This window comes from Nocardia sp. NPDC055050, from assembly GCF_053608345.1.
Map to the genome: position 1 here is coordinate 67,330 of NZ_JBSGVG010000017.1, position 23,685 is coordinate 91,014.

Consider the following 23,685-nt stretch of genomic DNA (forward strand, 5'->3'; position numbering starts at 1 on the left):
ACACACCACACATGGGGTTTTCGATGAGTCAACGCAACAAGGCGACCCACCCGGCCACCGGTGACACCACACCGGGCGAGCCGGCGAGCCGTGCCGAAATCCGCGAGAGCTCCGACTCGGATACGGGCGAGACGCGCGCGGTCACCACCGAGGCCGAAGCCGGTGCGGGTTCGGTGACCGACACGAATTCGAGTGCGGGCGCGGCGGCGGTGACGCGGGTGTTCGGCATCCGTCACCACGGGCCCGGATCAGCACGCTCGCTGCGCCACGCGCTCGAGGAGTTCCGGCCCGACGCCATTCTCATCGAAGGCCCCGCCGACGCTGATCCGCTCGTCGGGTTCGTCGCCGCCGACACGATGGCCCCACCGGTCGCGTTGCTCGCCTACGTCCCGGATTCGCCTGCCCGCGCCGCATTCTGGCCGTTCGCCGTGTTCTCCCCCGAGTGGCAGGCGATGCGCTACGGCGTCGAGCACGCCGTCCCGGTCCGCTTCTGCGACCTCCCCGCCACGAACGTCCTCGCCGCCGACGACGATGCCCGTGGCGGCGGCTCCGACCCGCTGGCCGCCCTGGCCTCGGCCGCGGGCTACGACGACGCCGAACGCTGGTGGGACGCGGTCGTCGAATCCGTGCCCGACAGCGCGGCTTTCGACGCCATCACCGAGGCGATGACCGCCCTGCGTGAGGATGCCCGACACGCCGCGATCACGCCACCCACAGCGGACGCGCCACCGCAGCTCGGCGCGACGGCGCCGACCGGCACCGAAGTCCCCGACCCGGTGGCACTTTCGCCACTCGACGCTCCTGAGCTGCTGGAGAAGCCTTCGGCAGCGAACGGATTCGAGTTCCCGGCCGCCGCGAATCGACCGGACCCCGCGATGGCGCCGCTGATCGTCGACCAGCACACTCTGGTCCGCGAGGCGCATATGCGGCAGGTGCTCAAGGGTGGTGCGAAGCGGTTGGCGGTGGTGTGTGGTGCCTGGCACGCGCCCGCGTTGGTCGAACCGCTCGGTCCCGCCGCACCGGATATGCGACTGCTCAAGGGTTTGCCGAAGACGAAGGCCGCGTTGACCTGGGTGCCGTGGACGCATTCGCGGTTGGCGGCCGGGTCCGGCTACGGGGCGGGCGTCACCTCGCCCGGCTGGTATCACCACCTGTTCACCGAGACCGAGCGGCCGGTGGCGCGCTGGCTGACCAAGGTCGCCGGAGTGTTGCGCTCGCACGATCTGCCGGTGTCGAGTGCGCACATCATCGAGGCGGTGCGGCTGGCGGACACCCTCGCCGCGTTGCGCGGCAGGCCGCTGCCGGGATTGTCCGAGGTCACCGAGGCTGTGCGGTCGGTGATGTGCGGTGGCGACGAGACCATGCTGCGACTGGTGGTCGACGAACTGGTCGTCGGCGAGACGCTCGGCGGTGTTCCCGAGGACACTCCGACGGTCCCCTTGGCGGCCAACCTGCGGGCGCGCTGTAAAACCCTGCGGCTCAAGCAGGAGGCGCTCGCTCGAAATGTCGACCTCGACCTGCGCAAAGAGCGCGACGTCGAGCGGTCGCATCTGCTGCACCGCCTGCGCCTGCTCGGTGTCGGCTGGGGCACTCCGACCACCGGCGAGGTCCGCAGCACCGGCACCTTCCGTGAGACGTGGACCCTGCGCTGGGAACCCGAATTCGAGGTCCGCATCGTCGAGGCCGCGGTCTGGGGCACGACCCTGCGCACCGCCGCGGAGACCAAGATCCTCGACACCGCGAGCCGCGACGACGTCACCGTCACCGCGCTCGCCGACGCACTGGAAATGGCCCTGCTCGCCGACCTGGGCGGCGCCACCGAAGGGTTGATCACCAGGCTCGAAGCCGCCGCCGCCCTCGACCACGATGTCACCCATCTGCTCGGCGCCCTCCCCGGCCTGACCCGCACCCTGCGCTACGGCGATGTTCGCGGCACCGACACCAAGGCCCTGGCCCACGTCGCCGACGGCCTGCTGGTGCGGATCTGCGCGGGCCTGCCCGGCGCCGTCACCGGCCTCGACACCGATGCCGCCCAGGCCCTGCGCACCCAGATCGACGCCGCGCACACCGCGATCAGCACCCGCGACGACGAGCACGCCACCACCGAATGGCTGGCCACCCTGCACCGCATCGCCGATCGCGACGACGTACACGGCGCGATCGGCGGCCGCGCGGTGCGCCTTCTGTGCGACGCCGAACGCATCGACGACGCCGAATCCGCCCGCCGGCTGGCCGCCGCACTGTCCGTCGGCAACACCCCCGCCGCCAAGGCCGCCTGGATCGACGGCTTCCTCGGCGGCCGCGGTCTGCTCCTGGTCCACGACCGAGAGCTGTTGCGCCGCATCGACGAATGGCTCCGCGACCTCAACGAAGACCAGTTCGTCGCCACCCTGCCGCTGCTGCGCCGCACCTTCGGCTCCTTCGAATCCGGCGAACGCCGGGCCATCAGCCAGGCCCTGCGAGACACCGGCTCAGCACCGACCACCGCCTACGGCCCCACCGCGGTCGATCCGATCCGCGGGCAACTGGCGCTGCGCGCGGCGACCGCGATCCTGGGGGCCGCTGGGTGACCCACCTCCGCAGACGCCCGACACCCACTCGCCACCGCATCCCGCTCGACCACCAGGAGCACCGATGACCGAACCCGACGAAACCCATTCGCGCCGTTGGCGTCTCGTGCTGGGAACCGCCGCCGAAGAACAGCTCGGCGGGTTGAGCTCCGGTGCCGATCAGGCGATGGACCAGGCACTGTCCGCCCTCTACAACACCGGTGAAGCCGGCGGTTCGACGAAAAGGTCTGGTGGACTGGGTGGTTCAGCGCCCCGAGTCGCGCGCTGGCTCGGCGATATCCGCACCTACTTTCCCGCGACCGTGGTCGAGGTGATGCAGCGCGATGCCGTGGACCGGCTCAACCTCACCCAACTGTTGCTGGAGCCCGAGCTGCTGGAATCGGTCGAGCCCGATGTACATCTGGTGGGCACACTGCTCGGCCTCAACCGGGTGATGCCCGAAACCACCAAGGCCACCGCGCGCATGGTGGTCGAGAAGGTGGTGCGCGAGATCGAGCAGCGCATCGCCGCCAAGACCGTGGCCGCGGTCTCGGGCGCCATCAACCGTGCCGCCCGCACTCATCGCCCGAAACTGCGCGATATCGATTTCAACCGGACCATCCGCAAGAATCTCGCCAACTACCTGCCCGAACACCGCACCATCGTGCCCGAGCGGCTCGTCGGCTACGGCCGCAAGTCGCAGTCGATCCAGCGCGATGTGGTGCTGGCCATCGACCAATCCGGCTCGATGGCGGCCAGCGTCGTCTACGCCTCGGTGTTCGGCGCCGTCCTCGCGTCCATGCGGTCGCTGAAGACCTCGCTGGTCGTGTTCGACACCGAGATCGTCGATCTCACCGATCAGCTCAGCGACCCGGTCGACGTCCTGTTCGGCACCCAGCTCGGCGGTGGCACCGACATCAATCGCGCCATCGCCTACTCGCAGACGCTGATCACCCGGCCCACCGACAGCCTCTTCGTGCTCATCTCCGACCTCTACGAAGGCGGCGTACGCAACGAGATGCTGCGCCGCTGCCATGCGATGAAAGAGGCGGGTGTCCAGGTGGTGGTGCTGCTCGCGCTCTCCGACGAGGGCGCGCCCGCCTACGACCACGACAACGCCGCGGCACTGGCAGCGCTCGGCATCCCCGCCTTCGCCTGCACTCCCGACAAGTTCCCGGACCTGCTCGCCACCGCGCTGGACCGCGGCGACATCACGCGCTGGGCCGACACCAACGCCCCGGCGGTGTGATCGCGCCCCGGGGAACGTGGCGGGACTCGGCAGCGTTGCGAGCCCGCGCCAACTAGGCTGCGAACGATCGGGTTCGTTGGACGGGGTGAGGCGATGTTGCGGCGCGGGGCGGTGTTCGCCGGTTTCGTCATCGAGCGTGAGCTGGGGCGTGGCGGCATGGGCGCGGTGTACGCGGCAAGAGACCGCAGGCTGCCGCGGCTGACCGCGTTGAAGCTGATGCACCGTGACCTGTTCGCCGACTTCGAGATCCGCGCCAGATTCGAACGCGAAGCCGACCTGGTGGCCCAGCTCGACCACCCGAACATCATCACCGTCTACGACCGCGGCGTCGACGAGGAACGTCTCTGGATAGCCATGCAGTTCGTGGACGGTGTCGACGCCTCGGCGGTGCCGGTGCAGCAGTTCGGGAGCGAGCGGATCGCCCAGATCGTCACCCAGACCGCGAGTGCGCTCGACTACGCCCACCGCCAGGGCGTTCTGCACCGCGACGTGAAGCCCGCCAACATCCTGTTGTCGCACACCGCGGGTGTCGGCGCGGGCTTCGACGAACGAGTCGTGCTGACCGACTTCGGCATCGCGAAACTCCTCGACGACACCGGCGGCCTCACCCGCACCGGCCAGTTCACCGCAACCATCGCCTACGCCTCGCCCGAACAACTCAGCAGCGCACCACTCGACGGCCGCGGCGATCAATACTCCCTGGCCTGTACGGTTTTCCGCCTCCTCACCGGCACCGGCCCCTTCGACGCCCCCAACCCGGCCACCGTCATGCTCGGCCACCTCAACGCCCCGCCTCCCGCGGCCAGCACCCGCCGCACCACCCTGTCCACCACGGTCGATACCGTCCTGTCGAAGGCCATGGCCAAAGACCCCAGCCACCGCTTCCCCACCTGCACCGCGTTCGCCACCGCGCTCACCGAGGCACTGCGCCATCGCCCACCCACACCGCCGGCGTCCGGCCGCATCCCGACCGCCGGGCCGCGGCGAACCGCCTCTGCTCCCGAGGTGCGCCCGACCGGAACACCGCTGCCGCCGAGCGCCGGTTCCAGGCCTGAGTCGCGCACATCCTCGAGTCACCCGAATGCCGGTCGGCGACATGACCCGACCGTTGTCCGCAACACCATGTCCGAGCCGGAAAGCAGCGTCTCGGTCGACGTTCGTGGCTTCGACACCGCAATGTCCGCCCGGCCGGGAACGCCACCCGACCTCACCTCGAACCCGGCCGCGAATCCCCGTTCTCCCCGCGGCCGGATCGATACACGCGCTTCCTCGACCTACGGCAGGGACGCGCGAGACACCAGCACCGCACCGGTATGGCTCGACGCCGTACACGGCTGTCTGCTCGGTGGAGCGATCGGCGACGCCCTCGGCGCTCCGGTGGAAACCCGTTCGCTGCAACAGATCCGGAACGAGTACGGCCACGCCGGGCTGACCGACGTCGACCCGCTTCGCATCTCCGAGGAGACCCAGCTGACGGCCTTCACCGTAGAAGCGCTGATCCGCGGGTCGGTGCGGGCCAGGGCCAAGGGCATCGGCGGAGCGACGATGGGCCTGCTGCAGCAGGGCATGCTCGTGTGGTTGCGCGGGCAGGTCACCGAAATGCCGGAGCAACCCTTCGCGCTGTACAGCGCCCTCAGCGACTACCCCGAGCTGATCGAGCAACGTGGCGTGGCGAATTCGGTCTACACCGCGCTGCGTCACGCGGCCGCCCGGAAAGCACCGATGAATCCGCTCGGCACCCGCGACCAGCCCATCAACCATTCCAAGGGCAGCGGCGCGGTGATGCGCGCGGCTCCCTGCGGATTCGGTTACGCCGCAGACCGTTCCGGAGCCGCGACCGATACCATCTTCGAATTGGGTTGCGATGCGGCCGCGCTCACCCATGGTCATCCCAGCGGTTGGCTGCCCGCGGGCACCCTGTCCGCCCTGATCTATCAGCTCTCGCGCGGCGCCGACACCGCCACCGCCCTCTCGCGCGCCCGCACCGAGCTGACGGGCTACTCCGACCACGAGGAGACCTCGGCCGCCTTGAACGCGGCCAACCGGCTGGCCGCCCGGATCGAACGCGAAAGGCGCTATCCCACACCGGAAGATGTCGAGACGCTCGGACAGGGATGGATCGGTCCTGAGGCCCTGTCGATCGCCGTCTTCGCCACCCTCGCCGCCGAAGGACTCGGCGGCTCGCCCCACGACATCGTCCGCACCGGACTCCTGTTGTCGGTCAACCACTCCGGCGACAGCGACGCCACCGGTTCGATCGCGGGAAGTCTTCTCGGCGCCCGGTACGGCCGTTCCGCACTCCCGCGAGGTTGGGCGAATGCGGTCGATGCGCGCCCGATTCTCGATCTCCTGGCCACTGGCTACTGCACCGAATTCGGCCTCACACCACCGAGTGACTCCCACGGGATACCACCCGAACACTGGTGGAACCGCTACCCGGGCTGGCCCCCGTCCGGCTAGTTCCGCACTGACCCCAGTGGCCGTCAGATATTGCCCAGTCGATCGACCACGAGCGGCGTACCGCGCCCCATGACACCGTTCGACCCCCCACCGAGAACTCCGGTGGGGGGTCGAACGTGCCTGTGCCGCCTACAGATCCGCGATAGCCGCCAACGGCGGCGTCCGCGCGGCCCGCACACCCGGCCACACCGCGGCGAGCACACCCACCACACCGGACGCGATCAGCACGATCACCAGCTGCGACCACGGAATGGTGATCTGGTCGATGCCCATATCGCGCAGGGTGCGCAGGAATCCGACCCCGAGCGCGATGCCGAGCACCAGGCCGACGATCGCGCCGAAGATGGCGATCAGCATGGACTCCAGGTAGATCGTGCGACGCACCTGCGCACGCTGGGTGCCGACCGCGCGCAGCATGCCGATCTCGCGCCTGCGCTCCACCACCGACAGGGCCAGGGTGTTGATGATGCCTAGCACCGCGATCACCACCGCCAGCGCGAGCAGCCCGTAGAGGATGGCGAGCAGGGTGTTGATCTGCTGACCCTGCGCGCCCTTGAACTGTTCGTGGTCCTGGACCTGCACCACCACGAACGGTTCGGTGGCCTTCTCCAGGTTCGCCCGCATCGCGGTGAGATCGGCCCCCGGCGCGGCCTTGACCAGCACGAAGACATTGGTGCGCAGACTCTGCGGCATCAACTGCTCGTAGATACCGGGATCGACCACCATGGGCCCGAGCAGCGGCGAGTCGGCGAAGATGCCGCCGATCGTGAGCTCGATCTGCTTCTTGTCGAGACTGGTGATGGTGACCTTGTCGCCGAGCTTCCACCCGCGCTCGGTCGCCTCGGTCTCGTCGATGAGCGCGCCACCGGCGGGGATCGTGGTGGTGCCGCTGATCATGTCGATGTCCATCACCGGGTCGATCGGACCATCCGGTGAGGTGGCGCCGATCTGCTCGTCGCCGACCTTGAAGGCGACGATCCGGATCCCGGTGACATCGCTGACGCCGGGAACATCGGTGCGCACCGCGTCGACCGCACCGATCGGCGCACCGATCATCTGCGGACCGGCGAGCACGTACTCGGCCTTCACACCCTTGTCGATGAGCACACCGACACTCGTCTTCGCCGAAGCACCGAGAATGCCGATCGCCGAGACCAGCATCAGGCCGAGGGTGAGCGCGAACGCGGTGGCGGCGGTACGCCGCGGGTTACGCGTGGCGTTGTTGCGCGCCATCTGCCCGATCGCGCCGAACGGCCTGGTGAGTACCCCGAGCACGAGCACCATCGGCCGCGACAACGCCGGCGCCGCCAGCAGCACCGCCAGAATCAGCCCGAGCGCGCCGACACCGACGGTCACCGCGGAGCCCTTGCCGGTGCCCTGCGCACCCACGTACACGAGCACGCCACCGGCGACGGCCATCACCGCGCCGATGATCGTGCGCAGCCGCAACGAATCACCCGCGCTGGCGAACTCGGACCGCATGGCCTCCACCGGCGGCACCTTCGCGGCCCGGCGAGCGGGCGCATAGGCGCTGGCCACGGTGACGATCAGGCCGACGAGCAGCGCGACGATCGCGGTACGCGGCAACACGGTCAGCGACCCCGTCGGCAGTCCGAGATCGAACGCGTTGAGCAACGCCGACAACCCGTACGCCAGCCCGATGCCCGCGGCCAGCCCGAGCGCGCTACCGATCAGCCCGATCACGATCGCCTCGGCGACGACCGACCGCCCGACCTGCTGACGACTCGCTCCGATCGCGCGCAGCAGCGCGAGTTCGCGCAGCCGCTGGGCCACGATCATCGAGAAGGTGTTGTAGATGATGAACGTGCCGACGATCAGCGCGATCGCGCCGAAGGCGAGCAGGAAGTAGTTGATGAAGGTGAGCGCCTCGGAGATCTCCTTCTTCATGTCCTCGCGGACCTCGTCGGAGTTCTGCACCTTGTAGTTGGGCAGGCCGGCGGCGAGCTGATCGCGCAGGTCATCGGCCGAAACACCGGGCGCCGCGGCGATGTCGGCGTAGGCCACGTGCGACCCGTCGGTGAACAGCTTGCGGCCCTGGGGCTCGGTGAACATCACCGCGACCACACCGCCGCCCTCGGCGCCCGGCATCTCGTAGATGCCCGACAGCGTCACCTCGAACGGGTCACCCTTGGACGGAATCAGCAACTTGGTCTTGTCGCCGACCTTCAGCCCGGCCTTCTCGGCGCCACCGGCATTGAGCGCGATCTCGTTCGGCTGGGTGGGCGCGGCGCCCGACAGGAACTTCTCGGGTTCCTCGACGGACTTGTCGGGCGGCAGGTAGGACAGGCCGAAACTCGGTGCGCCACCGGTCTGCACGGCCTTCTTGCCGTCGGGCTCGAGCAGCACGACCGGGCCGTTCACGGCGGGCGCGACCCTGGCCACACCGGGAGTCTTGGCCAGCGCGTCGACGATGTTCGTCGGTACGCCCAGTGATTGGCGGTCCGCGGGGCCCACGCGCACGTCCACGCCCTGAGCCTGGCCTTCGAAAATCCCGTCGAAGGTGCGCTGCAAAGTGTCGGTGAAGACGAACGATCCGGAGATGAAGGCGGTACCGAGCACCACCGACAGCAGAGTCAATGCCAAACGCACCTTGTGCGCGGCGAGGTTACGCAAGGCGACCTTGCGCATGGGATTGCTCATCGGGTTTCCAGCGCCTTCATCCGGTCGAGGATCGAATCCTGGGTCGGGTCGCGCAGCTCGTCGACGATGCGACCGTCGGCGAGGAACACGACGCGGTCGGCATAGGCGGCCGCGCGCGGGTCGTGGGTGACGATCACGACGGTCTGGCCGAACTCGTCGACCGAGGCGCGCAGGATCGAGAGCACCTCGCCCGAGGAATGCGAGTCCAGGTTGCCGGTCGGCTCGTCACCGAAGATGATCTCCGGCTTGCCCACCAGCGCACGCGCACACGCCACCCGCTGCTGCTGGCCGCCGGACAGTTCGGACGGCCGGTGCTCGAGGCGGTCGCCGAGACCGAGGCGCTTGACCACGGTGTCGAGCCACTCCTGGTCGGCCTTGCGACCCGCGATATCGAGCGGGAGGGTGATGTTCTCCAGCGCGGTGAGCGTCGGGACCAGGTTGAACGCCTGGAAGACGAAACCGATCCGGTCGCGCCGCAGTGCCGTCATCTGTTTGTCTGACAGGCCGGTGAGCGCGGTGTCGCCGATGCGGACCTGACCTGCGCTGGCGCTGTCGAGCCCGGCCAAGCAGTGCATCAGCGTCGACTTGCCCGAACCCGATGGGCCCATGATCGCGGTGAATTCGCCCTTCGCGAAGTCAGCCGACACCCCGTCCAGGGCCTTGACCTGTGTATCTCCCGATCCGTACAGCTTGACCAGATCGAGCGCGGCGGCCGCGATATCGGTAGCGGCCGCCGCATCGGCGGCCTCGGTGCCCAAGGCGTGCGAAGTCATGCTGTCCAGTCTGGCTGCCCACCGAGAACCGCGCCATCCGGGATCCCCCCGATACCGCAGGTCTTACCGACCTCTCAGCGAACGACCCATTCGAAGGCGTCGGCCTCCGAGCGCGCGCCTTCCAGCGCGCGGGAGCGGTTGGGCTCGCCGAGCTCGGCGAGGAGTTCTTCGGTGAGCCCGACGAGGTCGGCCAGCGAGGCCGGGGTGAACCAGTCGGGCCTGGTCGCGAAGAGGATGTCCTCGGACGCGGTATTGCCGCTGGCACCCGGAGCGAAGGGGCAGCCGCCGAGGCCGCCCAGCGCACCGTCGACCATGGTCGCGCCCGCGGCGACGGCCGCGAGCGTGTTGGCCACGCCCATGCCCCAGGTGTCGTGACCGTGGAAGACGATGCGGCGCGGCGGGGTGGTGTCGCGGACGGCGGCGACCAGGGCGCCCACCTGACCAGGGTGGGCCTGGCCGAGGGTATCGGCGAGGACGATGTCGGCGGCGCCGCCGGTGCGCGGATCGTTCGCGATGGCGAGCACCCGGCCGGGATCGACGGGACCGTCGAACGGGCAGGTGAACGTGGTGGCCAGGCACAGCTGGATCGCACCGCCCGCCTCGTGGGCGAGGCGGATCGCCGCGGGCATCGCCGCCACCGAGGTCTCGGTATCGCGGCCGATATTGGCCCTGTTGTGCGCGTCGGACACCGAGAAGCAGTACTGGAAATTGCGCGCGCCCGCTGCGGCGGCCTTCTCGACATGGCGCGGGGTCGCCACCCACACCCAGCATTTCGCCAGTTCGTCCGGGGTGAGCGCCGCGATCAGCTCGAGCGAGTTGGCCATCGGCGCGACCAGATCCGGCCGCGCCATCGAACCGATCTCCAGCGCGGGCACGCCCGCGGCGAGCAGTCTGCGCACCACATCGATCTTCTGCTCCACCGGCAGCACCTTGCCGGTGAGCTGCAAACCGTCGCGCAGCGTCACATCACGCAGCAGCGGTGCGGTCACCGCCGCTGCTCCGGTTCCCGCGCGGGCACGCACATCACGCCACCGCACGGTTTGTCGCCCACGCTGGCCGGGGTGGGGTGGACCGTCGGACGCACATGACCCGGGCCGCGCGGCTCCCACTTGTTGCGCACCGGCGGGCGGCGCCTGCCGTGTACTCGCCTCGTCACAGTGCCTCCAGCGCGTCGATCTGATCTTCACTCATCCCGAGCAGCCCGCCGAGCACCTCTCTGGTGTGCTCGCCGAGGTCGGGGCCGACATTGCGGATCGGCAGGGATGCGTCCCCGATCACCGGGACGATGCCACCGAAACCCACCTGTTTGGGTTCGGCCTCGCCCACGTCGACGGGGAACATCTGGATCATATTGCGTGCGCGGTACTGCTCGTCGGCCACGATGTCGGCGGCGGTGTAGATCGGGCCGCACGGGATGGCCGCGTCATCGAGCAGTTTCAGCGCCTGCGCGCGCGTGTGTTTGCTCGACCATTCCGCGATCGAGGCGTCGAGGCGCTCGCGGTTGCGCCAGCGGCCGTTGTTGTCGGCGAGCTCGGGGTCGACGGCCAGGTCGGGCCGGCCGATCACCTGCATGTACCGCTGGAAGATGGCATCGCCGTTGCCACCGATGATGATGGAGTAACCATCGCTGGTCGGGTAGGCGTTCGACGGCGCGATGCCTTCCATCCGGCCGCCGACCCGCTCCCGGTTGATGCCGTAGGCGAGATGGTCGGGGATCAACGATTCCATCACCGACAGGATCGACTCGTTGAGCGCGACATCGATGATCCGCTCCGCCTGCGGCACCGCACCCGTGACCCGTTCGCGCTGGAACAGTGCCATCACGGTCCCGAACGCCGCGTAGATGCCCGCGATCGAATCACCGATCGACACCCCGGTGCGCACCGGCGGCCGGTCGGGATCCCCCACCAGCTCACGCAGGCCACCGACCGCCTCCGCGACCGCGGCGAATCCCGGTCGCGCGGCCATCGGCCCGGTCTGGCCGTATGCCGAGATCCGCGTGATCACCAGCTTCGGGTTCGCTTCCTCGAGCGCCTCGGGCCCCAGCCCCCACTTCTCGAGCATTCCGGGCCGGAAGTTCTCCAGCAGCACATCGCACTGCTTCACCAGATCGAGCACGATCGCGCGCCCCGCCTCGGTCCGCAGATCCAGCACGATCGATTTCTTGTTGCGGTTGACGGTGCGATACAGCATCGAGGTGTCGCCACCGTACAACCGCCAGTTGCGTAATTCGTCGCCCGTGCCGGGGCGTTCCACCTTGATCACCTCGGCGCCGAAATCGCCGAGGATACGTCCGGCAGTGGGAGCGGCAACATAGTTACCGAGTTCCAGGACGCGAACACCGTCCAACGGCCGAATACTCATACAGGCAGTATCGCAGTGCGGCCCCCGGTGACGCCGGGCACGTGCGGGCCCGGCGGCGAACCGATAGTTCAGCTGGCGAGGAGCTCCACTTCCTCGATGATCGAGTAGTCCTCGGCATTGCCCTTCAACACGGTGCTGGCCTGTCCGTCGACGCCGACCGGGATGTCACCGGCGAGGGTGATCCGGGTGAGGCGACGCGGCTGGTCGTTGTAGTCGTCGATGGCGTAGTGCTGAGTGGCACGGTTGTCCCAGATCGCGACGTCGCCGTCGGACCAGTTCCAGCGGGTGGTGTTCTCCAAGCGGATGACCCGATCCTGGAGCAGACGGAACAGCTGGTCGGACTCGCGGGACGGAATCCCGACGAACTGCTTCACGAAATGGCCGAGCAGCAGCGCACGCTCGCCGGTCTCGGGATGCACCCGCACGACGGGGTGTTCGGTCTCGTACACATCGGACTGGAATTCCGTCGAGTACTCGACCTGCGACGGGCGCACCTTGTCGACCGCTCCGGCGTAGTCGTAGAGATTGGTGTGCACCGCGCGCAGGTTCTCGGCCAGCGCCTTGAGCGGAGCGGGCAGCGAGTTGTAGGCCGCGACCGTGGACGCCCAGGTGGTCGAGCCGCCGTAGGTGGGTAGGTGCTCGGCGCGCAGGATCGACGCCTTCGGCACGCGGTCCACGAACGTCACATCGGTGTGCCAGGAGTTGGCGCGGCTGCGCTCGGAGTCGATGGCCAGGCTCTTCACACCGGCCGACTTCACCGTGGGATGCGGGGTGGTCGGGCTGCCGAGCAGCTCCGCGAATTCGTACTGGCCGTCCTCGGTGAGGTGGTTCTGACCGCGGAAGAAGATGACCTTGTGCTCGTTGAGCGCGCGCCGGATCTTGGCTACGGTCGCCGCGTCCAGGTCACCGCCGAGCCGGACACCATCGATCTGCGCGCCGATGTGGGCGCCGAGCTTGGTCACCGTCAGGGTGGCGGGGAGGGCGTGGTCGACCGTCATGGGGATCACCTTCACTGTCGTTCTCGATCGGTTGGTATGCATCAAGCACACCGTGAATCCCGTTCGACAGACAGGGTTTGCCTCGGAGTGATCCCAACGGCGTCAGCCGATGTGCTCCCGCAGGTAGGCCAGGTCCTCGGCGACCCCGTCGGCCGGGGTTTCCAGGATGACCGGCGCACCGGCCGTGCGGCAGACCTCGGCCAGCAGTTGCGGGTCGATGGTGCCGTCGGCGAAATTGGCGTGCCGGTCGGCGCCGGAGTCGAATTCGTCGCGCGAGGAGTTCAGGTGCACGAGATCGATGCGCCCGGTGATGGCCTTGATCCGCTCGACCACCCCGACCAGTTCCTCACCACCCGCCCACGCGTGACACGTGTCGAGGCAGAAGCCCGCGCCGTAGTCGCCGACCGCGTCCCACAATCGCGCGATCGAATCGAAATGCCGGGCCATCGCGTGATTGCCGCCCGCGGTGTTCTCGATCAGGATCGGCACGGCGAACCCGCCCTTGTCCTGCTGACGCTCGAACAGCTTGCGCCAGTTGTCGATTCCGGTATCGAGCTCGGCGTCGGAGCGTACGTGTCCCCCGTGCACCACGAGGCCGAACGCACCGAGGTCGGCCGCGGCCTTCGCCTGCTGGGCCACCGCGTTGCGCGAGGGCATCCGCAACCGGTTGTTCAGACTCGCCACATTGATCTGATAGGACGAGTGCACAACGACATCGATCGGACTGGCCAGAATCTCGGCGGCCCTGGGATGCGGCTGGGGTTTGTCCCAGCTCTGCGGATCGACCACGAACATCTGCACGACCTCGGCACCGAGCTTCTCGCCGAAGCCGATCGGATCGCTCTCGTCGCGAACATGTGCTCCAATGCGCATAGCTGCCACCCTAATATCAGGCACCGACAACTTCGCTCGCGATGTTGCGCGGCGGTGGGTTCGGGAGATACATCGGTAGAATTTCAAACGGGTGCTCTGCCCTGGAGGGGGTGACTTCGCGTGTTGCGCAAAGGCGACGTGTTCGCCGGATACACGATCCGGCGCGTGCTGGGCCAGGGTGGAATGGGCGTGGTCTACCTGGCCAGGCACCCCCGGCTGCCCCGGCTCACCGCGCTGAAACTGCTCAGCCGTGAACTGTCCGCCGACGAGGAGATCCGCCGCCGCTTCGAGCGCGAAGCCGATCTGGTCGCCCAGCTCGAGCACCCCAATATCGTCAATGTCTACGACCGCGGCACCGACGACGACCAGCTGTGGATCTCCATGCAGTTCGTGGCGGGCACCGATGTCGCGACCGCCGACGTGAACGTGCTGACACCCGGCCGGGCCGTGCAGATCGTCGCCGAGACCGCCACCGCGCTGGACTTCGCGCACGCGGGCGGCGTGCTGCACCGCGATGTGAAACCGGCGAACATCCTGCTCGCCAAGCCACCGATCGGGCGCCCGGAACGCGTGGTGCTCACCGACTTCGGCATCGCCGCGGTGCGCGACAGCGAGACCACGCTGTCCTCGGCGGGCACGATCACCGCCACCCTGGCCTATGCCGCGCCCGAGCATCTGGCGGGCGCACCCCTGGATCATCGCGCCGATCAGTACTCGCTGGCCTGCACGCTGTTCTGGATGCTCACGGGCTCGGTGCCGTTCCCCGGACCCAGCCCGGGCGCGGTGATCCAGGCGCACCTGAGCAAGCCCCTTCCCCCGCTGCGCAGTCTGCGCCCCGACCTGCCCGCGACCCTGGACGCGGTGCTGGCCAGAGCCACCGCCAAGCGCGTCGAGTCCCGTTTCGCCAGCTGCGCCGAGTTCGCGCAGGCGGCCAAAGCGGCGCTGTTCGCGGTGCCGGGGCCGTGGCATCAACAGCAGCAGCAGTACACCGCGGCCGGTGTGGTGCTGCGCGCCCGCGAGTCCTACCCGCAGGCGCCGGGATATTCCCGGCCGCCCACCCCGGCGCAGCCCTACCGCAACGCGCCCCCGCCGACCACCCCCGCGCAACCGCACCCGCACGTGCAGCCGACCACTCCCGCACAGCCGCATCCTCACGCGCCGCGGCCGTCGACGGGCGGTCCGGCCATCCCGCCGCGACGCGGAAGCGCACGCCCGGGCACCATCGATTTCCCTGGTGGCCGTAACCATCCCGGCTATATCGTGCCGCCGCAGCAGCGGCGTCCGCCGTGATCGTGGCAACCGTCGGCGTCGTCGCCGACTGATAAGGTTTCGTTGATTTTCCCGTGGCGGGCAACGTCGGCCGCGGCTTTTATGCTGTACGCACGTGCGCTGGTGGGTCCCGGCGCGCGGCGGGAAGTGGAGCAGACATGCTGGCCAACGGAGATGTTTTTGCCGGCTACGTCATCGAACGGCAGCTCGGCCGCGGTGGCATGGGTTCGGTCTATCTGGCCAAGCACCCCCGCCTACCGCGGATGACGGCGCTGAAGCTGCTCAATCGCGAGATGTTCTTCGACGCCGAGGTGCGGGCACGGTTCGAGCGGGAGGCCGATCTCGTTTCGCGCCTCGATCATCCGAACATCGTCACCGTCTACGACCGCGGGCACGACGACGAACAGCTGTGGATCTCCATGCAGTTCATCGACGGCGTCGACGCGGCATCGGTGGATCCGCAGACGCTGCCGCCCGCCCGCGCGCTGCAGATCGTGAAGGAAACCGCCGACGCGCTGGACTACGCGCACGGTATGGGCGTGCTGCACCGCGACGTGAAGCCGGCCAACATCCTGCTCGCCCGCTCGGGCGCGGGCCGGGGCGAACGCGTCTACCTCACCGACTTCGGCATCGCCCGATTGCGCGACGACACCGGCCATCTCACCCAGACCGGTACCTTCACCGCGACGCTGGCCTATGCCTCCCCCGAACAGCTCACCGGCGCCTCGCTGGACCACCGGTCCGACCAGTATTCGCTGGCCTGCGCACTGTTCTGGCTGTTCACCGGTTCGGGACCGTTCGCGGCGACCAACCCGGCCGCGGTGATCCAGGGTCATCTCCAGCAGCCGCCGCCCACGCTGAGCAGCGTCCGGCCCGGCCTGTCCTATGCACTCGACGGCGTGCTCGCCAAGGCGATGGCCAAGCGGCCCGATGACCGGTTCGACTCCTGTTCGGACTTCGCCGAAGCCGCGATCGAGGCGTTGAACAGTCCGAGCGCACCCGCGTTGCCGATCGTCGGTCCACGACCGGGCACCGGTGGGTCGCTGCCGATCGCCGGGCGGCCCACGACAGGTGGCGCGATTCCGCAGACCGGTCTGCCGTATCCCGTTGCCACACAGGGCCCGATGACCGGCGGTCCGATGGGCACCGCCCAGGGCCCGATGACCGGCGGCCCGATGGGCACCGCGCAAGGCCCGATGACCGGCGGCCCGATGGGCACCGCGCAAGGCCCGATGACCGGCGGCCCGATGGGCACCCAGCGTCCGATGAACCAGTCGCCCACCGGCGCTTCGCAGCCCTACACCCAGCAGTCGCGGCCGCAGTACCAGTCGGCGCCGCGGCCACAGGCGAGTGGTTTCGCCCAGTATCCGCACGGGCAGCGGCCGCCGTCGAAGTCCAACACCGGGCTGATCATCGGCATCGTCGTCGCGGTGATCCTGGTGATCGTGCTGCTGATCGGCATCGGTATCGCGGCCAGCGGCGATGACGCGGGCGGCGGCGACCGCACGACCACCACGTCGGCGGGCGCCTACATCACCCCGAGCGCCGACGCCATCAGCGCGGAGTTCGGCCGGATCGTGCCCGCCACGGTCGACGACTCCACCGGATACAACGGCGCCACCTGCTGGGAGACCGACAACAGCGATCCGCCGTCGCCCGCGGAAGGCGAACCCGACTTCGGCGCCTGGGTGCACCTGTGGAGCTGCTTCGGCGGCGGCGACAGCGACGATCCGTTCTACCGGATCTATGCCTTCAACTCGGCCGCCGACGCCAAGTCGGTGCTCGACGGACTGCCGGCCAACACCAAGTCCACCGACAGCAACGGCGGCAAGCAGTACACCAACTACAAGTACACCGACAACGGGAACAAGATCATCACCCAGTTCACCGGCGATCCCGGCCGCGCCCAGTTCCTGATGTACACCGACGGCTACGGCACGGCCGACGAGGTGCTGCGTTGGTGGCGCTCGGCCCCGCTGAACTGACCGCGATGTATGACGAGGGCGGCGTTTTCGCCGGATACACCATCGAACGACTGCTGGGCCGCGGCGGCATGGGCTCGGTGTATCTGGCACGCCATCCACGGCTGCCACGGCGCACCGCGATGAAGCTGCTGAACCGGGAGTTGTTCTTCGACACCGAGATCAAGGCCAGGTTCGAACGCGAGGCCGATCTCGTGGCGCAGCTCGAGCACCCGAATATCGTCACCGTGTACGACCGGGGCGTCGAGAACGACCAGCTGTGGATCTCCATGCGCTACATCGACGGCGCCGACGCGTCGTCGCTGCCCTCGCCGGTCGACCCGGCGCGGGCGGTCCGCATCGTCGCCGAAACCGCCGCGGCACTGGACTTCGCGCACAGCCGCGGCGTGCTGCACCGCGACGTGAAACCCGCCAACATCCTGATCGAATCGGTCGACGGCACCGAACGCGTCTACCTCACCGACTTCGGCATCGCCCGCCTACACGACGACAACGCCGCCAAGCTGACCCAGACCGGAACCTTCACCGCCACCCTGGCTTTCGCGTCTCCTGAGCAACTCTCCGGCATCGCCCTCGACGGCCGCGCCGACCAGTATTCCCTGGCCTGCACGCTTTTCCGGCTCCTCACCGGAACCACCCCCTTCGACGCCACGAACCCCGTCGCGGTGATCCAGGGCCACCTCCAGCAACCCCCGCCCCGCGCGAGCACCCTCCGATCGGGCATCACCCCCGCACTCGACGCGGTCATCGCCCGTGGCATGGCCAAGCGCCCCGAAGAGCGCTTCGCCACCTGCGCCGAGTTCGCCGCCGCCGCGCTGCGGGCCCTCGCCGGTCACGCTCCCCCGCAGCAACTCCACGGCTCGGCGGCCACCAGAACCTACCCGCCGAACTCGCCGTACACCCCCGGTGCCGGATACCCGATCGCAGGTCGTACCGACCCGAATTCGTCTGGCGGACAGCCGCCATGGCCGGGCACGACCGGTCCCGATCAGCCGTGGGCCGTGAGCGGCCGACCCGCCGGTTCACAGTGGGCCGGCAACGCCGCCCCCGGCCTCGGTCAGCAGTGGCCGGCGGTGGGCGGTTCCTCCTGGGCCGCGCAGCCGAACCCGTCGTGGCCCAACGAATCCGCGAACCACGCGAGTGCGCCGAACGCGGGCGCGCAACGTCGTCGCGACGCCGGGAATTCCAGGGCGACGGGTAGGGGCGCGCGCCCTTCGGTCGCCGAGGAGTATCTCGGCAAGAAGCGGAAATCCCGCTGGGAGGGATCGCCGATCGGCTGGCTGGCGATGATCGCCGTCGTGATCTTCCTCGGCTGGATTCTGGTGACCACCTTCGGCGATGACGGCAACGCCGGTGCGTCGGGCGGGCAGGGTTCCGAAACCTCCGCGGTCGCTACACCGTCCGTCGACGCGACGACCTCCGCTCCCCAGCGGCTGACGTCGACCACCCCGCCGACGAGCGACCGACGGGTCATCGGCGCCAACGCGGCGAAGCTCAGCGACGAGTTCCCCCGCATGCTGCCCGCCACCTCGGCGAGCAACCTGGTCCATGCCGGTTCGGGGCTGGGCAACGCGGGCTGCTTCGCCTACGACCGCGCGACCGCAAGCCGCGATTCCGACGACGCCGATATGGGCGACTGGTCGGTGATGTGGCATTGCTTCGGCGGCGGCAACAAGGCCACCTACGAGTTCTTCCTCTACCCCTCCGCGGGACTGGCCGCGCAAGCGATCGCGGGCCTGCCCGCCAACGACGCGCGCCCCATGACCCACACCGACCGCAACTACACGAACTTCGTCCTGCACGGCAGTCAGGCGAAGTCACCGCGCATGGTCACCCGCTTCGACGGCGACCCTGCCCGCGGCGCCATGCTCATGTACAGCCGCGGCTTCATCGCCGACGAGGCCCAGGTGCTGGATTGGTGGCGCTCCGCCCCGTTGGTCTAGGCGCGCGTTCGCGCCGGCTGCGCACGGTTCGAGGACCGCTGCGCGTCCGCGCCCATCAGGCGGTCAGTGTGTAGTGCACGAAGTCGCGCACCGGCTCGAAGCCGATTCGCTGATAGATCTTGTTCGAGGTCGGATTGGCCAGGTCGGTGAACAGGCAGACACCGGCGCCTTCCGCGCGAATCCGACCGGCGACCGTCGCCGTCAGCGCGCTCGCGAACCCGTTGCCCCGCAACGGCGGCGGCGTGTAGACCGGGCCGATCCTGGCCCAACCGAGAACCTCCGCCTGCCGGGCGACCAGCGTCACCGGCGCGCCGTCGTGCTCCCACAACCACGACGCTCCGGCCTCGATCCGTTTGCGCACCGCCGTCTCGTCGAGCCGACGTGGTGCGTCGGCTTCCACCCTGAAACCCTCCAGCATCGCGAGGCAAGGTGCCAGATCGTCGACGGTGGCCTGGCGAGGTGCGCCGGGCGCCGCCGGAATGTGCAAGGCACCGAGGCGGAACAGTCGGGTCGTGTATTTCTCGCGGTAGGTCCCGCGGCTGGTCTTCGACCAGTGTTGCGCGAAGACAGCGGCGTCGGCCCGCTCGCCCTCGACGCTGCGCGCCGCGATGTCGAACGCCGCGAAGGCATCGGCGACGGCCGAGATGCTGTGCGGGGGCAACTCGCCGAGGTAGATGGCGCCGTTCGTGCTCTGCGCGAGACCGACGACCACACCCGTTCGGTCGCGGACGCTCAGAAACTGCGTCATCATCGAGCCGGATCTGCCCGCGATCAGGTTGGTGAGGGTACTCGCGATCACCGTGTGTCGCAGCGGGTCACACCGCAGGAACGGTTCCGCCTCGGCCAGGAACCGGGCAGCGTCAGTGGTGATGTCGATGCGCACCACACCGACGGTAAGCCGTCACACCCGCGACCGCATTCGAATTATGAGGTGTCTCAGGTTGTTTCGGGGATGTCCCGATCGGTGCGCAGCTTCAATAAGATGAGTCCAGCCGTACAGGCCAGGATCAGCCCGGCGACGGTGATCTCCACGTGCAGGCCCGCGATCCCGAGGCCGGCGCCGACGAGTCCGCCGACGAAGAACAACCAGCCCATGATCCGCGCGACCACCGCGAGGGTGCGGTTGCCGGGCGGTGTCGACGAAAGATGCCCGACGGTGGCCGAATCGGTGTTCGCCGCCGCGGTTTCCAGCCGGGGTGTCGAGAGTGCTCCCATGAGATTCTCCTCGATGACGCCGATCAGATACTTGCGCCGCGCGACCTCGCGCGTCAGGGGTAACGTTGCCGGACGTCTCATGCGTAACTTTGCTCACACACGCTACGACTCGGCGACGTCGAACGCGCGCGACACGTCCCCACGACACGCTGAATTGATCAATCCGATATCTGGACCACTAACGTTTAAAATGCGCTCTTTTGCCCGACCTGCACTACTGTGAGGCGATCTCGAAGCCGACGAGGAGTAACAGGCGATGGATAACAGCAGGGCCAAGTTCGTGGGTCCGGCAGTCGCTGTTGGCGCGGTGTCGCTCGGACTGATCATCATCGGTGCGTGCGGTGTCGGGCAGCAGGATGTCTACGTGCCAGCGCCGCCGTTGAGCGCGGACCTGGCCGCCGCCCCCGCGCGGTCGGCGGACGAGCCCACCTCGACCACGGTGCACATCCCGATCCCGCCGTCGCCCAGCTGGCGGATCGCGCCGTACATGTCGCCGCGGAAGCCGTTCAGCCTCAGTTCCACCGAGACCTCGCCGTCGGAGACGCCACCGCCCGAGGGCGAACCGGCGCCCGAATCCCGCCCGGCCGAGGCGACGACCGAATCCCGGCCCGCCGAGACGACGACGCGCCCGCCGGAGACCACCGAAGACGAGCCGACGACCACCCGGCCACAGATCCCCACCCGGCAGAACCCCACCCGCACCGTCACCCCGCCCCGCGTGGGCGATGACGAAGCGTCCGAGGACTATCCGCCGACCCACGCCTTCGACCGCGCGACCCCGACCACTGTCGTCCCGGCCGACACCGGCGCCACCCCGACCACGGTGACGACCACCGAGGCGGCGACGACCACCGCAACCCCGGCCCCCACCACCGCCGAGGGCTGACACAACGATGGTGCGCACCCGAACCCCGGGCACGCACCATCATCGACGAAGCTACAGCTCGACCAGGTCGTACTCGCCGATCCGGTCGGCCAGTTCCCGCCGATGTTCCAGCGCCCCACCGAGTGTCTGCCCGATCGCGGTCAACCGGGCGACATAGTGGCTCACCGGGTACTCCGCGGTGACGCCGATGCCACCGTGCATCTGGATCGCCTCCTGGCCGATGTGCTCGGCCGACTTCCCCACCTGCAACCGCGCCCGTGACGCGACGACCGGATCGTTGCCGCCGTCGGCCAGCGCCGCCGTCGCGTACAGGCTCATGCTGCGGGCCAGTTCCAGCGAGACGTAGCAGTCCGCCGCGCGCTGGGTGAGCACCTGGAACTTCGACAGCGTGACCCCGAACTGCTTGCGGGTCTTGAGGTATTCGGTGGTGAGCGTGAGCGCGACCTCCATCGCCCCGACCGACTCCGCGCACAGTGCCGCCTGCGCGTAGCCCTGGGTCAGGGCGATCTGCTCGGCGGCGTCGACGGCGTCACCGAGCAGCTGGCCCGCCGCGTTGTCGAAGTCGAACTGGGCGGCGCGACGACCGTCGAAGGTGCGGTACGACCGTCGTTGCACGCCATCCTGATTCGGGTCGACCAGGAACAGCCCGGTCCCGCCGCCGGGCAGCAGTGCGCTGACGATCACCTCGTCGGCCACATCACCGCGCAACACCGGATTCTTCACACCGGTCAGCGCGTAGTTGTCGCCCTGGGCCACCGCGGTGGTGGTGAGCTCCGTGGACGGCCACCGCAGGCCGGGCTCGGCGTGCGCGAAGGCGAGCAGGATGGTTCCCTCCGCCAGCGCGGGCAAGAGCCGTTGACGCTGCTCGGCACTGCCTACCAGCCGCAGCAGTTCGGCCGGGATCACCACCGAGTCGAGCACCGGTTCCGGGGCCAGCGCGCGACCGAGCTCCTCCTGCACCAGCATCGCCTCGACCGGGCCCGCGCCGACACCACCGTCCTCCTCGGGAATGGTCAGCCCGAGCACCCCGAGGTCGGCGAGTTGCTTCCAGACCGTGCGATTCCAGCCGGGGTCGGTGTCGCCGCTCTTGGTGAGGGCTTCGCCGTCGTAGAACCGGTGCAGCAGTTCGCGCACGGTGTCGCGCAGCATCGTCTGTTCTTCGGTCAGTGCGAGTTCCATGTCAGCGCCTCACAATCCGAGGATCGTGGAGGAAATGATCGAGCGCTGGACCTCGCTCGAGCCTCCGTAGATGGTCACCTTGCGGTAGTTCAGGTAGCCGGGGCCGGTGTGCTGGGCCCACGCGGGCGAGGCGATGTTGTCGGCGTCGACCGGCAGCGCGTCGGCGCCCGCGACGTCGAGCAGCAGTTCGGTGGCGGCCTGCTGCAAATCGGTGCCCTTGAGTTTCAGCACCGACGACGCCGGATTCGGCTTGCCTTCAACAGAATTGGAGACCACCCGCAGCTGGGTCAGTTCCAGGGCGAGCAGTTCGTTCTCCAGCTCGGCCAGCCGCGCCGCGAACACCGGGTCGTCGAGCAGCGTGCCGCGCCCGGTCCTGGTCGCGCGGGCGTAATCCTTCGCGAGGCCGAGCTTGACCTTGGTCTTGCCGACGCCGGTGATGGAGGTGCGTTCGTTGCCGAGCAGATACTTGGCGTAGGTCCACCCCTGGTTCTCCTCGCCGACGAGCTGATCGGCGGGCACCCGGACGTTCTCGAAGAACACCTCGTTGACTTCGTAGCTGCCGTCGATCAGCTTGATCGGGCGCATGGTGACACCGGGCGACTTCACGTCGAAGAGCAGGAAGGAGATGCCCGCCTGCTTCTTCGGCGCGTTCGGGTCGGTGCGTACGAGGCAGAAGATCCAGTCGGCGTACTGGCCGAGCGTGGTCCAGATCTTCTGGCCGTTCACGATGTAGGAGTCGCCGTCGCGCACCGCCGTGGTGCGCAGCGACGCGAGGTCCGAACCCGCGTCGGGTTCGGAAAAGCCCTGGCACCACCAGATGTCGAGCGCGGCGGTGGGCGGCAGGAAGCGCTGCTTGAGTTCCTCGGAACCGAACTGGGCGATCACCGGGCCGACCATCGAGGCGTTGAACGTGAGCGGCTCCGGTACCGAGGCCAGCTGCATCTCGTCGAGCCAGAGGTGGCGCTGCATCGGCGTCCAGTCCTTGCCGCCCCAGGCCACCGGCCAGTTCGGCACGCACAGGCCGTTGTCGTTGAGGATCTTGTTCGCGGTGACGATGTCCTCGCGGGACAGATCCTGGCCGTGCTTCACCCGATCGCGGATGTCGGCGGGGATCTCGGTCGCGTAGAAATGCCGGAGCTCGTCGCGGAAAGCGACCTCTTCCGGGGACAGGGCTAACTTCATACGGGTCTCCCAGTCACTCGTAGCCGTCGAAGAGAAACCTACCCTTCGGTAATCCTCGGTGTCGACTACATCACACACGATGGCTGTCCCAGCGGCCCCCGC

18 protein-coding genes are annotated in these 23,685 nt (G+C 68.7%); 7 read left to right on the forward strand and 11 right to left on the reverse strand.

Annotation, left to right across the window (positions count from 1 at the left end; translation table 11 throughout):
- Nucleotides 1–23 precede the first annotated feature (23 nt).
- The 3 genes from ACWGCN_RS19350 to ACWGCN_RS19360 all read left to right on the forward strand — a co-directional run bounded on the left by ACWGCN_RS19350 (nucleotide 24) and on the right by ACWGCN_RS19360 (nucleotide 6,258).
- Entirely contained in the window at nucleotides 24–2,570 is a 2,547-nt protein-coding gene (locus ACWGCN_RS19350; protein ID WP_452457702.1) for a DUF5682 family protein, read from the forward strand.
- Between the two features lie 64 nt (nucleotides 2,571–2,634).
- On the forward strand, nucleotides 2,635–3,798 hold the full coding sequence (locus tag ACWGCN_RS19355; protein WP_378993482.1) for a VWA domain-containing protein: 1,164 nt from the start codon (nucleotides 2,635–2,637) through the stop codon (nucleotides 3,796–3,798).
- Nucleotides 3,799–3,891: 93 nt separating this feature from the next.
- Complete coding sequence (locus ACWGCN_RS19360; RefSeq protein WP_452457701.1) at nucleotides 3,892–6,258, forward strand: ADP-ribosylglycohydrolase family protein; 2,367 nt, start codon at nucleotides 3,892–3,894, stop codon at nucleotides 6,256–6,258.
- 129 nt (nucleotides 6,259–6,387) lie between these two features.
- Here the strand turns inward: ACWGCN_RS19360 and ACWGCN_RS19365 are convergent, their stop codons facing one another.
- From ACWGCN_RS19365 to ACWGCN_RS19395, 7 genes are all read right to left on the reverse strand, one after another.
- A complete protein-coding gene (locus ACWGCN_RS19365; RefSeq protein WP_452457700.1) occupies nucleotides 6,388–8,919 on the reverse strand; it encodes an ABC transporter permease in 2,532 nt (843 codons plus the stop codon).
- Nucleotides 8,916–9,692 (reverse strand): ABC transporter ATP-binding protein, encoded by a 777-nt coding sequence (locus ACWGCN_RS19370; RefSeq protein ID WP_378993477.1) that lies wholly within the window; start codon nucleotides 9,690–9,692, stop codon nucleotides 8,916–8,918. Before ACWGCN_RS19370 ends, ACWGCN_RS19365 begins: the two co-directional genes overlap by 4 nt.
- Before the next feature lie 74 nt (nucleotides 9,693–9,766).
- Nucleotides 9,767–10,681, reverse strand: coding sequence for a hydroxymethylglutaryl-CoA lyase (locus ACWGCN_RS19375; protein ID WP_452457699.1), 915 nt, complete (start codon nucleotides 10,679–10,681; stop codon nucleotides 9,767–9,769).
- A complete protein-coding gene (locus ACWGCN_RS19380; protein WP_378609018.1) occupies nucleotides 10,678–10,848 on the reverse strand; it encodes a hypothetical protein in 171 nt (56 codons plus the stop codon). Before ACWGCN_RS19380 ends, ACWGCN_RS19375 begins: the two co-directional genes overlap by 4 nt.
- The gene (locus tag ACWGCN_RS19385; protein WP_387447528.1) at nucleotides 10,845–12,056 is read right to left on the reverse strand and encodes a CaiB/BaiF CoA transferase family protein; all 1,212 of its coding nucleotides are present in this window, start codon (nucleotides 12,054–12,056) and stop codon (nucleotides 10,845–10,847) included. The genes ACWGCN_RS19380 and ACWGCN_RS19385 overlap by 4 nt, the downstream gene beginning before the upstream one ends.
- 68 nt (nucleotides 12,057–12,124) lie before the next feature.
- Nucleotides 12,125–13,054, reverse strand: a complete 930-nt coding sequence (locus ACWGCN_RS19390; protein ID WP_387447527.1) for a TauD/TfdA dioxygenase family protein — start codon at nucleotides 13,052–13,054, stop codon at nucleotides 12,125–12,127.
- A 102-nt stretch (nucleotides 13,055–13,156) separates the two neighbouring features.
- Nucleotides 13,157–13,927, reverse strand: coding sequence for a deoxyribonuclease IV (locus tag ACWGCN_RS19395; protein WP_378993471.1), 771 nt, complete (start codon nucleotides 13,925–13,927; stop codon nucleotides 13,157–13,159).
- A 120-nt stretch (nucleotides 13,928–14,047) separates the two neighbouring features.
- Between ACWGCN_RS19395 and ACWGCN_RS19400 the strand changes: the two genes are divergently transcribed.
- From ACWGCN_RS19400 to ACWGCN_RS19410, 3 genes are all read left to right on the forward strand, one after another.
- Nucleotides 14,048–15,217, forward strand: a complete 1,170-nt coding sequence (locus ACWGCN_RS19400; protein WP_449963816.1) for a serine/threonine-protein kinase — start codon at nucleotides 14,048–14,050, stop codon at nucleotides 15,215–15,217.
- Between the two features lie 137 nt (nucleotides 15,218–15,354).
- Complete coding sequence (locus tag ACWGCN_RS19405) at nucleotides 15,355–17,181, forward strand: serine/threonine protein kinase (protein WP_378993468.1); 1,827 nt, start codon at nucleotides 15,355–15,357, stop codon at nucleotides 17,179–17,181.
- On the forward strand, nucleotides 17,157–19,121 hold the full coding sequence (locus tag ACWGCN_RS19410) for a protein kinase domain-containing protein (RefSeq protein WP_452457715.1): 1,965 nt from the start codon (nucleotides 17,157–17,159) through the stop codon (nucleotides 19,119–19,121). Before ACWGCN_RS19405 ends, ACWGCN_RS19410 begins: the two co-directional genes overlap by 25 nt.
- 55 nt (nucleotides 19,122–19,176) lie before the next feature.
- On the opposite strand, the gene ACWGCN_RS19415 is transcribed toward ACWGCN_RS19410, so the two are convergent.
- Both ACWGCN_RS19415 and ACWGCN_RS19420 read right to left on the reverse strand, forming a co-directional pair.
- Nucleotides 19,177–20,004 carry a GNAT family N-acetyltransferase gene (locus ACWGCN_RS19415; protein ID WP_452457698.1) on the reverse strand — a complete coding sequence of 276 codons (828 nt, stop codon included), beginning with the start codon at nucleotides 20,002–20,004 and terminating at the stop codon, nucleotides 19,177–19,179.
- Between the two features lie 53 nt (nucleotides 20,005–20,057).
- Nucleotides 20,058–20,417, reverse strand: a complete 360-nt coding sequence (locus ACWGCN_RS19420) for a hypothetical protein (RefSeq protein ID WP_378993464.1) — start codon at nucleotides 20,415–20,417, stop codon at nucleotides 20,058–20,060.
- Nucleotides 20,418–20,592: 175 nt separating this feature from the next.
- On the opposite strand from ACWGCN_RS19420, the gene ACWGCN_RS19425 reads away from it, so the two are divergent.
- Nucleotides 20,593–21,222 carry a hypothetical protein gene (locus ACWGCN_RS19425; protein WP_387447522.1) on the forward strand — a complete coding sequence of 210 codons (630 nt, stop codon included), beginning with the start codon at nucleotides 20,593–20,595 and terminating at the stop codon, nucleotides 21,220–21,222.
- A gap of 51 nt (nucleotides 21,223–21,273) precedes the next feature.
- On the opposite strand, the gene ACWGCN_RS19430 is transcribed toward ACWGCN_RS19425, so the two are convergent.
- Nucleotides 21,274–22,401: an acyl-CoA dehydrogenase family protein gene (locus tag ACWGCN_RS19430; RefSeq protein ID WP_452457697.1), complete on the reverse strand. Its 1,128-nt coding sequence runs from the start codon at nucleotides 22,399–22,401 to the stop codon at nucleotides 21,274–21,276.
- Nucleotides 22,402–22,410: 9 nt separating this feature from the next.
- Nucleotides 22,411–23,583 carry an acyl-CoA dehydrogenase family protein gene (locus tag ACWGCN_RS19435; protein ID WP_378993458.1) on the reverse strand — a complete coding sequence of 391 codons (1,173 nt, stop codon included), beginning with the start codon at nucleotides 23,581–23,583 and terminating at the stop codon, nucleotides 22,411–22,413.
- Nucleotides 23,584–23,685 lie beyond the last annotated feature (102 nt).

Excerpts from the sequence above, each read along its gene's own strand:
- ACWGCN_RS19430 (WP_452457697.1), bottom strand. The coding sequence starts at position 22,401 with ATGGAACTCGCACTGACCGAAGAACAGACGATGCTGCGCGACACCGTG.
- ACWGCN_RS19390 (WP_387447527.1), bottom strand. The coding sequence starts at position 13,054 with ATGACGGTCGACCACGCCCTCCCCGCCACCCTGACGGTGACCAAGCTC.
- ACWGCN_RS19370 (WP_378993477.1), bottom strand. The coding sequence starts at position 9,692 with ATGACTTCGCACGCCTTGGGCACCGAGGCCGCCGATGCGGCGGCCGCT.
- ACWGCN_RS19360 (WP_452457701.1), top strand. The coding sequence starts at position 3,892 with ATGTTGCGGCGCGGGGCGGTGTTCGCCGGTTTCGTCATCGAGCGTGAG.
- ACWGCN_RS19350 (WP_452457702.1), top strand. The coding sequence starts at position 24 with ATGAGTCAACGCAACAAGGCGACCCACCCGGCCACCGGTGACACCACA.
- ACWGCN_RS19420 (WP_378993464.1), bottom strand. The coding sequence starts at position 20,417 with ATGAGACGTCCGGCAACGTTACCCCTGACGCGCGAGGTCGCGCGGCGC.
- ACWGCN_RS19435 (WP_378993458.1), bottom strand. The coding sequence starts at position 23,583 with ATGAAGTTAGCCCTGTCCCCGGAAGAGGTCGCTTTCCGCGACGAGCTC.
- ACWGCN_RS19365 (WP_452457700.1), bottom strand. The coding sequence starts at position 8,919 with ATGAGCAATCCCATGCGCAAGGTCGCCTTGCGTAACCTCGCCGCGCAC.
- ACWGCN_RS19425 (WP_387447522.1), top strand. The coding sequence starts at position 20,593 with ATGGATAACAGCAGGGCCAAGTTCGTGGGTCCGGCAGTCGCTGTTGGC.
- ACWGCN_RS19355 (WP_378993482.1), top strand. The coding sequence starts at position 2,635 with ATGACCGAACCCGACGAAACCCATTCGCGCCGTTGGCGTCTCGTGCTG.
- ACWGCN_RS19385 (WP_387447528.1), bottom strand. The coding sequence starts at position 12,056 with ATGAGTATTCGGCCGTTGGACGGTGTTCGCGTCCTGGAACTCGGTAAC.
- ACWGCN_RS19405 (WP_378993468.1), top strand. The coding sequence starts at position 15,355 with ATGCTGGCCAACGGAGATGTTTTTGCCGGCTACGTCATCGAACGGCAG.
- ACWGCN_RS19395 (WP_378993471.1), bottom strand. The coding sequence starts at position 13,927 with ATGCGCATTGGAGCACATGTTCGCGACGAGAGCGATCCGATCGGCTTC.